Below are 14031 nucleotides of genomic sequence, written 5' to 3'. Positions count from 1 at the left end.
AGAGTCGGGAAATCAGATCCGCCGCCGCAGTTTGCCGTGACTGCCGGACGACGGGACCGCGAGGTGCTCTCCCCAGATCAGCGAATGCGGTGTTCCCGACTCTCCATCCCCCGTTCCCCGCCACCACCCTCCAGACCACCAACGAGTAAGGAAAAGCCATGCTCAAGATGACCCACCTGTCCAAGGTCTACCGCACCGAAGTGGTGGAAACCTATGCGCTGCGCGATTTCAACATCGACGTGAAGGAAGGCGAATTCGTCGCCGTGACCGGCCCGTCCGGTTCGGGCAAGACGACCTTCCTCACCATCGCCGGCCTGCTGGAGACCTTCACCGGTGGTCAATACCACCTGGATGGCATCGAGGTGAGCCAGCTCGACGACAACGCCCGCTCGAAGATCCGCAACGAGAAAATCGGCTTCATCTTCCAGGCGTTCAACCTGATCCCCGACCTCAACGTGTTCGACAACGTCGAGGTGCCGCTGCGCTACCGCGGCATGAAGGCGCCCGAGCGCAAGGAGCGCATCATGGGTGCGCTCGAGCGCGTCGGCCTGGCCTCGCGTGCCAAGCACTATCCGGCGGAACTGTCGGGCGGTCAGCAGCAGCGCGTGGCGATCGCCCGGGCGCTGGCCGGCTCCCCCCGCCTGCTGCTGGCGGACGAACCGACCGGCAACCTGGACACCCAGATGGCCCGCGGCGTGATGGAACTGCTGGAGGAGATCCATCGCGAGGGCGCGACCATCGTGATGGTGACGCACGATCCGGAGCTGGCGGCGCGCGCGCAGCGCAACGTGCACATCATCGACGGCCAGGTGGTCGACCTCGCCGAAGACCCGCGCTTCCACGCGCACGTCGTCGAGGCCCGCCAGGGGCAGGGACGCAGCTGAGCGTCTGCGGCGGCCACGGCCGCCGCGTCATGCAGGGGAAAGGTCCGCGGCAGCGATGCCGCGCGTCCCCGGTCGTGCAAGTCATTCCGAGGATCGGCTCATGTTTGCCTACTATTTCGAACTGGCGTTGCGAAGCCTCAAGCGCAGCCGCGGCCTGACCCTGCTGATGGTGCTGGCGATCGGTTTCGGCGTCGCCGCGTCGATGACCACCTATTCGGTGTTCCGCGCGGTATCGGGCGATCCGATTCCGTGGAAATCCTCCAAGCTTTTCGTGCCGCAGATCGACATGTGGGGACCGAAGGCGCGCGACCCGAACGGCGACCCGCCGGACGCGATGGACTACACCGATGCGATGGCGCTGATGCGCGCGCACCGCGCCAGGTACCAGTCGGCGATGTACCAGATCTCGCCGTCGGTGGTCCCGGCCAACGCCAGCAAGCATCCCATCAACGTCAGCGGGCATGCGGTGTTCAGTGAGTTCTTCCCGATGGTCGACGTGCCGTTCAAGTACGGCGCCGGCTGGACCGCGGACGACGACACCCAGCGCTCGGCGGTGGCAGTGATCAGCAGCAAGCTCAACGACAAGCTGTTCGGTGGGCAGAACAGCGTCGGCCGCACGCTGGACATCGAGGGCAAGGACTACCGCGTGGTCGGCGTGACCGACCACTGGAACCCGCAGCCGCGCTTCTTCGACGTGGTCAACACCGGCGGCTTCACCGACGGCGCCGAGGACGTGTTCCTGCCGTTCAATCGCGCCATCGACGTGGGCATGCCGAACAACGGCAACACCAACTGCAACGAAGTGCCGAAGGAGTCCGGCTTCGTCGGCCTGCAGCATTCGAGCTGCGTGTGGATGGCCTACATGGTGCAGCTGGACGATGCCGCGGCGGTGCAGGCCTATCGCGAGTACCTCGACGGCTACGCGCGGGACCAGCAGAAGGCCGGGCGTTTCGGCTGGGCACCCAACAATCGTCTGCGCGACGTGCCGGCCTGGCTCGACGCCGAGCACGTGGTGCCCAGCGACACCAAGGTCTCGCTGCTGGTCGCCCTGGGCCTGCTGGTGGTCTGCCTGGTCAACACCGCCGGCCTGCTGCTGGCCAAGTTCCTGCGTCGCAGCAGCGAGATCGGCGTGCGCCGCGCCCTGGGCGCGCAGCGCAGCGCGATCTACGCGCAGTTCCTCACCGAGGCCGGCATCGTCGGCCTGGCCGGTGGCGTGCTGGGACTGCTGCTGACCGGCGTCGGCGTGGCCAGCGTGGGCTGGGTGATGCCCAAGGACATCGCCTCGCTGGCGCGGCTGGACGTCTCGCTGCTGGCCATCACCCTGCTCGTCGCCGTGGTCGCCACGATGCTGGCCGGTCTCTATCCCACCTTCCGGGCCTCGCGCGTGCAGCCCGCCTGGCAGCTGAAGTCGAACTGAGGATCACGCCATGAAGCTCCATCCCATGATCGCGGCCCTGCGCCGGCACAAGGCGGGCGTGGTGCTGATCGCCCTGCAGATCGCACTGACCCTGGCCATCGTCTGCAACGCGGTGTTCATCATCGGCCAGCGCATCGAGCGCGTGAACCGGCCCACCGGCCTGGTGGAAGACAACCTGATGCTGGTCACCCAGAGTTGGGTCGGTGCACCCAGCGGCGACCAGCCCGGAGACGTGGAGAAGCTCGACAGCCTGCTGCAGGCCGACCTCGCCGCCCTGCGCGCGATGCCGGACGTGGAATCGGTGGTGCCGATCAATTCGCTGCCGCTGCTCAACTCGTCGTGGACCGGCTCGGTGGCGCTCAAGCCCGGCAGCGACCTGCGCGCGGGCAACGCCCGCAGCGTCTACTACTTCGGCGACGAGCACCTGCTCAAGACGCTGGGCCTGAAGCTGGTGGCCGGGCGCGGCTTCACTGCGGCCGACGTGCGCAACCGCGGCTTCCGCGACAGCGGCACGCCGGCGGTGATCATCGTGACCAAGGCGCTGGCCGACAAGCTGTATCCGAAGGGCGACGCGCTGGGCAAGGCGATCTACCTGGACGGCGGCAGCTCGCCCAGCACCATCATCGGCGAGGTGGAGCGCTTGCAGGCTCCGTCCACCGGCAGCTGGGTCAACGGTTTCCTCTGGAACGCGACGATCGAGCCGTTCCGCCTGAACGCCAACTTCTCGCGCTACGCGATCCGCACCAAGCCGGGGCGTCTGCAGGCGGTGATGCACGCCGTGCCCGACGTGCTGTACGGGGTGAGCCGCATGCGCGTACTGGACGACGACAGCGTCAAGTCGTTCGCGCAGATCCGCCAGGAGGCCTACCGCTCCGACGTCGGCATGGCGATCCTGATGGGCGTGGTCTGCCTGATCCTGCTGGGCGTCACCGCCGCCGGCATCGTCGGCCTGACCAGCTTCTGGGTCGGCCAGCGCCACCGTCAGATCGGTGTGCGGCGCGCGCTGGGCGCGCGAAAGATCGACATCCTGCACTACTTCCAGATGGAGAACCTGCTGATCTCCGGTGCCGGTGCGCTGATCGGGCTGGGCCTGGCGATCGGACTGAACATGCTGCTGATGAAGCATTTCGAGATGGACCGCCTGCCGGTGCTGTACGTGCTGGCCGGCATCGTGGCGGTGATGGCGCTGGGGCAGGGCGCGGTATTCGCCCCGGCGCGTCGTGCATCGAACGTGCCGCCGGTGGTGGCTACGCGGTCGGCATGACGCACCGCTCGCCACCACCCGTCCATCGGCACCTGCCGCGCGGAGTCCATCCATGGTGATGCTCGACTACTACTTCCGGCTGGGATTGCGCAGCCTGCGGCGCAACCCGATGCTCACCGCCCTGATGGTGATGGCGATTGGCTTCGGCGTGGCCGCATCGATGACCACCTACTCGGTGTTTCGCGCGGTGTCGGGCAACCCGATTCCGGACAAGTCGGCGCGGCTGTTCACGCCGCAGATCGACGGTTGGGGGCCGCAGCAGAACCTGCAGAACAACGAGCCGGGCGAAGCGCTGGGCTACATCGACGCGATGGCTTTGATGACAGCGCATAAGGCTAGGCGCCAGACGGTGCTCTACAAGGTGCAGCTCTCGGTGATACCGGGCGGCAACCGCGATCTGCCTCTGAACGCCAATGGTTATGCCGTCACCAGCGATTTCTTCACCATGTTCGAGGTTCCTTTCCGCTATGGCGGGGGCTGGAGCACTCGGGATGACGACGCGCGTGCCAGTGGGATCGTCATCAGCGACGTGCTCAACCAGAAGCTGTTCGGGGGCGCCGACAGCGTGGGTCGCACCCTCGACCTCGGCGGCCACGACTACCAGATCGTGGGTGTCACGAGTCACTGGAACCCGCGTCCTCGTTTCTATGACCTGTTCAGCACCAACGGCTTCGGGAAGGAGCCGGACATCTACATGGTGTTCAACCGCGCGATGGATCTGGAGATGCGTCCGGGCGGTCGGAACAGTTGCCGCGGTTCGCTCAGCTACACCACTTGGCAGGAGTACCTGCAAAGCAACTGCGTATGGATCACGCCGTGGGTGGAGCTGGACAGTCCCGCCGAAGTCGCGGGCTATCGTCGCTTCCTGACCAACTACGCCGCCGAGCAGCAGCATGCCGGCCGCTTCAACTGGGCGCCGAACGTGCGGTTGCGTGACGTGATGCAGTGGATGGACTACGAACAGGTGGTGCCGCCGGAGAGCCGCATTTCGCTGGCCGTGGCGCTCGGGTTCTTCCTGATCTGCCTGGTCAACACGATCGGTCTGTTGCTGGCGAAATTCATGCGCCGCGCCGGCGAGATCGGCGTGCGCCGCGCCCTGGGCGCGACCCGCGGCGAGATTTATACGCAATACCTGATCGAGGCCGGCACGGTGGGCCTGGCCGGCGGCCTGCTGGGCCTGTTGTTCACCGCGATAGGCGTGGCTGGTGTTGGCGTGTTGTTCCGCCCGGAAATCGCGAAGCTGGCCAAGCTCGATCCGTCGCTCGTTGCTTTGACGTTCGCTGTGGCCATCGTTGCCACCGTGCTTGCGGCGTTCTACCCGGCGTGGCGTGCCGCGCGCGTGCAGCCAGCTTGGCAATTGAAGTCCAGCTGAGGAGACCGCCATGAATATCCAGATTCGGCCCATCCTCATCGCGCTGCGGCGGCACAAGGCAGGTACCGCGCTGATCGCATTGCAGATCGCGCTGACGTTGGCCATCGTGTGCAACGCGCTGTTCATCATCCACCAGCGGCTGGCCAATCTGTCCCAGGCCAGCGGCGTGGACGAGGCCAACGTGTTCGTCATCAGCAACCAGTGGGCCAACGCCGACGAGTCGACATCGCAGGTCGATGCGCAGGTGCGTGCCGACTTGCTCGCTCTTCGGCAATTGCCTGGCGTGCTGGATGCGGCGCCCGCCAGCGGCTACCCGTTGCAGGGCGGCGGTTGGGACAACTTGGTCACCATGACACTCGACCAGGTCAAGCCGACCACCGACGCGGCGGTATATCTCGGCGACGAGCACTTCATCAATGCACTGGGTCTCAAGCTCGTTGCGGGGCGCAATTTCCGTCCAGACGAAGTGTCGGTGGTGGGTACCCAGCAGAACATCACTCCGGCGACGGTGATCGTGAGCAAAGCGCTGGCCGATCGCCTGTTTCCCGATGGAAAAGCATTGGGCAAGAGCTTCTACGCGATGGGCACCACGCCAAGCACCATCATCGGCATCATCGATCCGCTGCATCGGCAAGGGGTCGATTTGTCGAGCAACAGGTACGCCGGGCAGTCGCTGATCTGGCCGCTGCGGAGCGCCGACGTGCGCGGCATCCATTACATCGTGCGCGCCAAGCCTGGTCAGCTCGCTGCGGCGATGCGCGAGGCGCCGAAGGCACTGCTCGCCCAGAGCCGCATGCGCATCATCGATCCGAAAGACGGCATCCAGGACTACGCTGCCATCCGTCAGAAGGTGTTCGAGACCGATCGCGGCATGGCCGTGCTGATGGCAATCATCTGCGTGGTGCTGCTGGCGGTGACCGCCGCGGGCATCGTGGGCCTGACCAGTTTCTGGGTAGGGCAGCGGCGCAAGCAGATCGGCGTACGCCGGGCGCTCGGTGCCCGTCAGCGCGACATCCTGAGCTACTTCCTTACCGAAAACCTGCTGATCACCGGCGGCGGCGTGCTGCTGGGGCTGCTGCTGGCCATCTGCATGAACCTCTGGCTGATGCTGCGCTTCGCCTCGCAGCCGATGCCGATGGCTTACCTGATCGTCGGCGTACTGCTGCTGTTGGTACTGGGGCAAGGGGCCGTGCTCGCCCCCGCCCTGAAGGCTTCGCGCGTGCCGCCGGTGGAAGCGACGCGCTCGGTGTGAGCTTGGCGGCGGCAACGCCGGGACGATTCCTCAAGGGGCAATGGGATGTTGGTCTACTACCTCGATCTGGCCGTACGCAGTCTCCGGCGCAACCGGGTGCTCACCGTGCTGATGGTGCTGGCGCTGGCGCTGGGCATCGGTGCGTCGATCACCACGCTCACCGTGCTGCGGCTGCTCTCGGGCGACCCGCTGCCGCAGAAGAGTGCGCGGTTGTTCTACCCGCAGCTCGATCCCAGCCCGAAGAACAGCGCGATCGACTCGAACGGCAGGTTGCCGCGGACGATGGGCTACGTGGATGCGATGAACCTGCTGCACGCCCACCGGGCGACGCGCCAGGCGGTGATGGCGCTGACCCAGGCCAAGATCATGCCGCCGCAGGCCCATGCGCATCCGTTCTTCAGCGACGGCGTGATGACCACCGCCGACTTCTTCGCGATGTTCGATGCCGGGTTCCAGTACGGCAGCGGCTGGAGCGCCACGGACGACGAGGGCGGCTCGCAGGTGGTGGTGATCGCCAGCTTCCTCAACGACAAGCTGTTCGATGGCGCCGACAGCGTGGGGCGGATGGTGCGCCTGAACGACCACGACTTCCGGGTGGTCGGCGTGCTCAAGCCGTGGGCGCCGCAGCCGCGCTTCTACACACTGGGACTGGGTGGCGACCACTACGGCGACGGCGACGCGGTATTCCTGCCGCTCAAAGCCGCGCGCGCATTGAAGATGGGGCCGCAGGACACCGAGTGCTATCAGGCCGTCGACGATTTCACCCATCTGGAAACGGCCCCCTGCCAATGGCTCGGCCTGTGGGTGGAACTGGACGACTCCTCCGCCGTGGCCAGTTACCGCCGCTTCCTCGATGGCTATGTGAAGGAGCAGGTCGCCCTCGGCCGCTTCCAGCGCACCGATAGTTCCCTGCTCGACCTGATGGGCTGGTTGCGCGACCAGCACGTGGTGCCGGACGACGTGCGCCTGCAGGTCTACCTTGCCTTCGGCTTCCTGCTGATCTGCGTGGTGAACACTGTCGGCCTGCTGCTGGCCAAGTGCCTCAGGCGCTCGCAGGAAATCGGCGTGCGTCGTGCCCTGGGCGCCACGCGGCGCGAGATCTTCGTGCAGTTCATGGTGGAGGCCTCCATCGTCGGCCTCGCCGGGGGCGCGCTGGGGCTGGCGTTCGCCGAGCTGGGCCTGTTCGGCATCCGCCACCAGCCGGCGCAGTACGCGCACCTGGCGCATCTGGACCCGGCGATGTTCGCATTCACGTTCGTGGTGGCACTGGTGGCCAGCCTGATCGCCGGCCTGCTGCCGGCCTGGCGCGCCTGCCTGCTGGCGCCCGCTCCCCAGCTCAAGGCGATGTGAGGCCGACCATGGATATCCGACCGATTCTCGCCAGCCTTCGCCGGCATCGCATCCCGGCCCTGCTGATCGTGCTGGAGATCGCGCTCGCCTGCGCGGTGCTGTGCAACGCCGTGTTCATGATCAGCCAGCGCGTGGCCTCGATCCACCTGCCCAATGCCATCGACGAGGCCGGCATTGCCGAGGTCACGCTCAATGGCACCGACCCCGAACTGGCCGGCAGCGACATCCCGCGCAATCTGGCGGCCCTGCGTGGCCTGCCGGGCGTGCAGGCCGCCGCCGTGGTGAGCACCCTGCCGCTGAGCCAGAACAACTGGGGCTGGGGTTTCGGCACCAAGCCGGGTGACGCGCTCACCGACCGCAGCAGCCGCAACGTATCGATGTACTTCCTTGGCAGCGGTGGCGATGCGGCGCTCGGCCTGCAGGTGCTCGAGGGTCGCTCCTTCAACGACGGCGACTACGCCGACAGCCACTTTGACAAGTCGCCGCTGCCGGAAACCCACGTGGTGCTGGTCACCCGCAGCCTGGCCGGGAAAATGTGGCCGGGGCAGCCGGCCGTGGGCAAGACGCTGTATGCCACGCCGCACTACTACACGGTGATCGGCGTCGTGGCCGACGTGCTGCGTCCGTACATCGGCGACGCGAACTCTCCGGCCAACTACGACGCGGCGTTCTTCCCGATGAGCGCGGCCGGCTCCAAGGGGGCGCTGTCCCATTACGTGGTGCGCAGCGCGCCACGCGACCGCGACCGGCTGGTGCGCGAAGCCGAGCAGAAGATCGCCGACCTCAATCCCGGCGGCGTGGCGCACGGACGCGGCTATCCGGAGATCCGCCGTCGCTACTTCGCCGACATGAGCTCGATGGCCTGGATGCTGGTGCTGGTGTGCGTGGTGATGCTGGCGGTCACCGCGTTCGGCATCGTCGGCCTGACCAGCTTCTGGGTGAACCAGCGACGCCGGCAGATCGGCATCCGCCGCGCGGTCGGCGCCAGCCGCGCGCACATCCTGCAGTACTTCCAGACCGAGAACTTCCTGCTCAGCACCGGCGGCGTGGCACTGGGCATGGCGCTCGCCTTCGGCATCAACGTGTACCTGATGCACCGCTACGAGATGGCCCGCATGCCCTGGTTCTACCTGCCCGCCGGCGCCATCGCGCTGTGGCTGATAGGCCAGGCCTCGGTACTCGGCCCGGCACTGCGCGCCGCCGCGGTGCCGCCGGTGGTGGCGACGAGGTCGGCATGACAGTCCCGATGACGAGCCTGCCTGTAGGAGCCCGCTTGCGGGCGATGCCCTTGCTCTGGTTTCGCATCGAAGCCAAGAGCATCGCCCGCAAGCGGGCTCCTACGGGAAATTCGACGATGAGCGCGGAGTAACCCCATGTTCCAGTACTACCTCGATCTCGCGCTGCGCAGCCTTAAGCGCAACAAGGCGCTCACCGCGCTGATGGTGTTCGCCGTCGCGCTCGGCATCGGCGCCAGCATGACCACGCTCACCGTGTTCCACGTGCTGTCGGGCGACCCGATTCCCGGGGCCAGCGGAACGCTGTTCTATCCGCAGCTCGATCCGCAGGACATGGACGGTTACCAGCCGGGCAAGGAGCCGCCGGCGCAGGTCACCTGGATCGACGGCATGAACCTGCTCCGGGCCCATCGCGGCGTTCGTCAGGCGCTGATGACCGGCGGCGCGGTGCCGGTGCAGCCGGCGCAATCGGATCTGGACCCGTTCTTCAGCGATGCGCGCTACACCACGGCCGATTTCTTCGCCATGTTCCAGGCGCCGTTCCTGTACGGCCACGGCTGGAATGCGGCAGACGACGATGCCAAGGCGCGCGTGGCGGTGATCACCCGCAAGCTCAACGACAAGCTGTTCGGCGGCAAGGACAGTACCGGACAGACGCTGCGCATCAAGGACACCGCGTTCCGGGTCATCGGCGTGCTCGGCGACTGGCGTCCCAACCCGCACTTCTACGATCTCAACACAGGCGGCTATCGCGGCGTGGAAGACGCGTTCCTGCCGTTGACCACGTTCCGCGACCTGCGGCTGGACCGCAACGGCTCGATGGATTGCTGGGGCCGCGGCGGTGGCGACGAGGATCACCTGGAAACGGCCACCTGCGTCTGGCTGCAGTTCTGGGTGCAACTGGACGACGCCAGCCAGGCCGCCGCCTACAAGCAGTTCCTGGTCAACTACTCGCGCGAGCAGCACGACCTGGGCCGCTTCCAGCGCCCGCCCAACGTGCGGCTGCGCAGCCTGATGCAGTGGCTGGACTACAACAAGGTGGTGCCGAGCGACGTGCGGCTGCAGGTGTACCTGGCGTTCGGCTTCCTGCTGGTGTGCCTGGTGAACACGGTGGGCCTGATGCTGGCCAAGTTCATGCGACGCGCCGGCGAGCTCGGCGTGCGCCGGGCGCTGGGTGCCTCGCGCCGCAACGTGTTCGCGCAGCTGCTGGTGGAGTCCGGGGTGATCGGCCTGGCCGGCGGCCTTGGCGGCCTCGGCCTGGCTCTGCTCGGCCTGTGGGCGGTGCGCCACCAACCCTCCGATTACGCCGAGCTGGCGCGCCTGGACCCGACCATGCTGCTGACCACCTTCCTGCTTGCCGTGGGCGCCAGCCTGCTGGCCGGCCTGTTGCCCGCCTGGCGTGCCTGCCAGGTTGCGCCCGCCCTGCAACTGAAGAGCCAGTGAGGTCCGCCGTGGACATCCTTCCGATCCTTGCCACCCTGCGCCGCCACAAGGTGACGGCCACGCTGCTGATCCTGCAGATCGCGCTGACCTGCGCGATCGTCTGCAATGCGGTGTTCCTGATCACCCAGCGCCTGCACCGCATGGACATGCCCAGCGGCGTCGCCGAGCACGAGCTGGTGCACCTGCGGCTGGCCGACATCGGCCGCCGCGACGACGAAAAGGCGCGTACGGCCGAAGACCTGGCGCTGCTGCGGCAGATCCCCGGGGTAACCGAGGTGGCCTCGGTGAACCAGGTGCCGTTCGGCAACTCGTCCAACAACAGCGGCATCAAGCTCGATCCCAAGCAGAGCCAGTCCACGCTGAACATGACCACGTACTTCGGCGAGAACCTCGCCCAGGCGTTCGGCGTGCAACTGGTGTCGGGCCGGATGCTGCAGCCGGACGACTACATGGACTTCGACGCGGTGGTGCACGCGGCGCAGGCGGGCGACCTGAAGCACCTGCCCAGCGTCATCGTGATCACCCAGGCACTGGCCGAGCGCCTGTGGCCGGGGCAGAGCGCCCTGGGCAAGCAGATCTACCTGGGCAGTGAGGTGCCGCTGCGGGTGGTCGGGGTGGTTAGGGGGCTGGTGCGCCCCTCGATCTGGGACGACGCCATGGCCCAGTACACCGGCATCCTCCCGGTGCGCGTGTTCGACGGCAACTACATCCTGCGCACGGCGCCCGGCGAGCGCGATCGCGTGCTCAAGGCGGCCATCGCCGCACTGAAGAAGAGCGACCCGCACCGGGTGGTGATCGCGCAGCACATCTGGGACGACATGCGCAGCGATTTCTTCCGCCAGGACCGTGCGATGGCCGTGCTGCTGGTGGGGGTATGCATCGCGCTATTGGTGGTGACCGCGCTGGGCATCGTCGGGCTGGGCAGTTTCTGGGTGGCACAGCGTCGCCGGCAGATCGGCGTGCGGCGGGCGCTGGGCGCCACCCGCGCCAACATCCTGCACTACTTCCAGACCGAGAACTTCCTGCTCGCCACCATCGGCATCGGCCTCGGCATGGTGCTGGCCTACGGCATCAACCTGTTCCTGATGCAGCACTACGAGCTGCCGCGCCTGCCCGCGATCTACTTCCCGGTCGGCGCCGTCGCGTTGTGGCTGATCGGCCAGGTCGCCGTGCTGGGACCGGCGCTGCGCGCGGCTGCCGTGCCGCCGGTAGTGGCGACGCGATCGGTGTGAGGCGACCCATGGCGATGCAGGAGTGCAGCGAGCGTACAGGGCGGAGGAGTCCCCGATGATCAGTTACTACCTCGATCTGGCCCTGCGCAGCCTGAAACGCAACAAGGTTCTCACCGCCCTGATGGTGTTGGCCATCGCGGTGGGTATCGGTACCAGCATGACCACGTTGACGGTCATGCACGTGCTGTCGGGTGATCCGATCCCGCAGAAGAGCGCGGACCTGTTCCGCGTGGGCCTGAACGTGTTTCCGGACGACAATTTCAGGCCCGGCGACAAGGTGCCGGACAACCTGACCCGTCGGGATGCCGAGGCGCTGCTGCGCGACGCCCGTGCCGATCGCCAGGCGATGATGTCGGCCGGCACCATGGTGGTGACGCCGGCACAGGGCGATCCGTTGAGCCTGGAGGCGCGCTACACCACGGCGGATTTCTTCGCGATGTTCGCCGTGCCGTTTCGCTTCGGTCACGGCTGGGATCGTGGCGACGACGGTCACCACGCCCGGGTGGCGGTGATCTCGGCCGCGTTGAACGATCAGCTGTTCGGCGGTCGCGACAGCACCGGCTCGATGCTGCAGGTGGGAGGCCAGTCGCTGCGGATCGTCGGCGTGCTGGACGACTGGAGCATGAATCCCCGCTTCTACGATCTCAGCAACGGCCGGTTCGGTGACAGCGAGCAGGTGTTCGTCCCGCTGGCTACGGCGCTGGATCTGCATCTGGCGACCAGCGGCACGATGAATTGCTGGGGCAATGTTCCCGACGAGCACGCCGCGGATGCGCCTTGTCTGTGGCTGCAGTACTGGGCCGAGCTCGACGCCCCGTCGACACGACGGGCTTACCGGCAATACCTGCAAAACTACATGGCCCAGCAGCGACAGGCCGGACGCTTCACCCACCCCGGACAGATCCGCCTGCTGGACGTGATGCAGTGGCTGGACGCCAAGGGCGTGGTGCCTTCGGACGTGCGGTTGCAGGTGTGGCTGGCACTGGGCTTTCTCGGCATCTGCCTGCTCAACACCGTGGGCCTGTTGCTGGCCAAGTTCCTGCGTCGCAGCGGCGAGATCAGCGTGCGGCGCGCGCTGGGTGCGTCGCGTCGCGCGATCTTCATGCAGTGCCTGGTCGAGGCCGGAGTGGTCGGACTGGCCGGTGGCGTGTGCGGGCTGGCGCTGGCCGGCCTGGGCCTGGTGCTGGTACGCCATCAGCCGACCGACTACGCCGGCTTGATCCGCATGGATCCGAGCATGCTGCTGGCGACCTTCGTGCTGGCCCTGCTCAGCAGCCTGCTGGCCGGACTCCTGCCCGCCTGGAGGGCCATGCACGTCGCCCCGGCCGTGGCCCTGAAGTCGAACTAGGACACCCACGATGCATCTACGCCACATTCTTCGTGCCTTGGGACGCCACCGGATCGCGGCGGGGCTGCTGGTGCTGGAGATCGCCTTTTCCTGTGCTGTGGTCTGCAACGCGCTGTTCCTCATCGGTACCCGGCTGGAGCGGATGCAGCGGCCGAGCGGTGTCGACGAGACGCACCTGGTCGAGGTGGGTGTCCGCAGCGTCACGCCAGGCACCCCGGAGGCGGTGATGGCACAGACCCGCACCGATCTGGCACGCCTGCGCGCCCTGCCCGGGGTGAGTGACGCGGTGGTCGCGAGCCCGATCCCGTTTGGTGATTCGGTGAGCTTCAGCGGCGTGAGCCTGAGCGACGACGCGAAAGCGCCGAGCATGCCGGTGGCGCAGTATTTCGGCGGCGTCCAGCTGGCTCGCACCCTGGGCCTGAAGCTGGCGAGCGGACGCTGGTTCACCCCCGACGAGTTCGTCAGCTACGACGCCCTGCAGGGCGGCGCTTCCGGCGTGCCGGTGATCATCAGTCGCGCGCTCGCCCAGCACCTTTTCCCCGGTCAGGACGCCGCTGGCCGGACCATCTACGCCTTTGGAGCCAATCGCGTGGTGGGGGTGGTGGACCGGCTGGTGCAGCCGCGGGACTACGGTGCGGCCGGGGACTACCGGTACGCCATGATGTTTCCGGTCGACCTGCCGTATTCGCGCGGCACCTACCTGATGCGCGTCGATGACCCGGCCCGGCGGCAGGCGGTGATCGGTCAGGCGCTGCAGGCACTGAAAGCCGATGGCCCGCTGCGGCTGATCTCACCCAGGTACGCCACCACCCTGGAAGCGGCTCGCGCGAAGTATTACGTCAACGACCGCGCCATGGCCTGGTTGCTGGTGGGCGTGAGCCTGTTGCTGCTGCTGGTCACCGCGCTGGGCATCGTGGGCTTGAGCAGCTTCTGGGTGGGACAGCGGCGCCGGCAGATCGGCATCCGGCGCGCCATCGGCGCCTCGCGCCGCGATATCCGGACCTATTTCCAGGCCGAGAACTTCCTGATCGCCACCGGCGGCATCGTGCTCGGCATGGCGCTGGCCTATGGCATCAACCTGGTGCTGATGCGGCACTACGAACTCGGTCGGCTGCCGGGCTACTACCTGCCCCTCGGCGCAATTGTCCTGTGGACGCTGGGGCAACTTGCAGTGCTCGGTCCGGCGCTGCGTGCCGCGGCGGTACCGCCGGTGGTGGCGACACGCTCCACGTGA

General features: G+C 67.2%; 11 protein-coding genes. All 11 read left to right on the top strand.

All coding sequences use genetic code 11. The features are described from left to right. Positions 1 to 158 precede the first annotated feature (158 nt). Positions 159 to 884, top strand: a complete 726-nt coding sequence (locus tag C693_RS0119895; RefSeq protein ID WP_017464040.1) for an ABC transporter ATP-binding protein — start codon at positions 159 to 161, stop codon at positions 882 to 884. 100 nt (positions 885 to 984) lie between these two features. Beyond that, positions 985 to 2301, top strand: a complete 1317-nt coding sequence (locus tag C693_RS0119890; protein WP_017464039.1) for an ABC transporter permease — start codon at positions 985 to 987, stop codon at positions 2299 to 2301. 10 nt (positions 2302 to 2311) lie between these two features. After that, the gene (locus tag C693_RS0119885; protein ID WP_017464038.1) at positions 2312 to 3565 is read left to right on the top strand and encodes an ABC transporter permease; all 1254 of its coding nucleotides are present in this window, start codon (positions 2312 to 2314) and stop codon (positions 3563 to 3565) included. Positions 3566 to 3623: 58 nt separating this feature from the next. Further along, positions 3624 to 4937, top strand: coding sequence for an ABC transporter permease (locus C693_RS0119880; protein WP_026107578.1), 1314 nt, complete (start codon positions 3624 to 3626; stop codon positions 4935 to 4937). Positions 4938 to 4947: 10 nt separating this feature from the next. Continuing rightward, positions 4948 to 6189 carry an ABC transporter permease gene (locus C693_RS0119875; protein WP_017464036.1) on the top strand — a complete coding sequence of 414 codons (1242 nt, stop codon included), beginning with the start codon at positions 4948 to 4950 and terminating at the stop codon, positions 6187 to 6189. A 45-nt stretch (positions 6190 to 6234) separates the two neighbouring features. Continuing rightward, on the top strand, positions 6235 to 7539 hold the full coding sequence (locus C693_RS0119870; RefSeq protein ID WP_017464035.1) for an ABC transporter permease: 1305 nt from the start codon (positions 6235 to 6237) through the stop codon (positions 7537 to 7539). Between the two features lie 8 nt (positions 7540 to 7547). Continuing rightward, the gene (locus C693_RS0119865; RefSeq protein ID WP_017464034.1) at positions 7548 to 8777 is read left to right on the top strand and encodes an ABC transporter permease; all 1230 of its coding nucleotides are present in this window, start codon (positions 7548 to 7550) and stop codon (positions 8775 to 8777) included. 135 nt (positions 8778 to 8912) lie between these two features. Beyond that, complete coding sequence (locus C693_RS0119855; RefSeq protein WP_017464032.1) at positions 8913 to 10217, top strand: ABC transporter permease; 1305 nt, start codon at positions 8913 to 8915, stop codon at positions 10215 to 10217. 8 nt (positions 10218 to 10225) lie between these two features. Further along, positions 10226 to 11449: an ABC transporter permease gene (locus tag C693_RS0119850; protein WP_026107577.1), complete on the top strand. Its 1224-nt coding sequence runs from the start codon at positions 10226 to 10228 to the stop codon at positions 11447 to 11449. Positions 11450 to 11504: 55 nt separating this feature from the next. Then, the gene (locus C693_RS0119845) at positions 11505 to 12797 is read left to right on the top strand and encodes an ABC transporter permease (RefSeq protein ID WP_017464030.1); all 1293 of its coding nucleotides are present in this window, start codon (positions 11505 to 11507) and stop codon (positions 12795 to 12797) included. A 10-nt stretch (positions 12798 to 12807) separates the two neighbouring features. After that, entirely contained in the window at positions 12808 to 14031 is a 1224-nt protein-coding gene (locus tag C693_RS0119840) for an ABC transporter permease (protein ID WP_026107576.1), read from the top strand.

Source organism: Dyella ginsengisoli LA-4 (genome assembly GCF_000334915.1).
Taxonomy (GTDB): Bacteria; Pseudomonadota; Gammaproteobacteria; order Xanthomonadales; family Rhodanobacteraceae; genus Dyella_A; species Dyella_A ginsengisoli_A.
The sequence above is the reverse complement of the archived record's forward strand: the minus strand, read 5'-3'. Positions and strand labels throughout refer to the sequence as shown.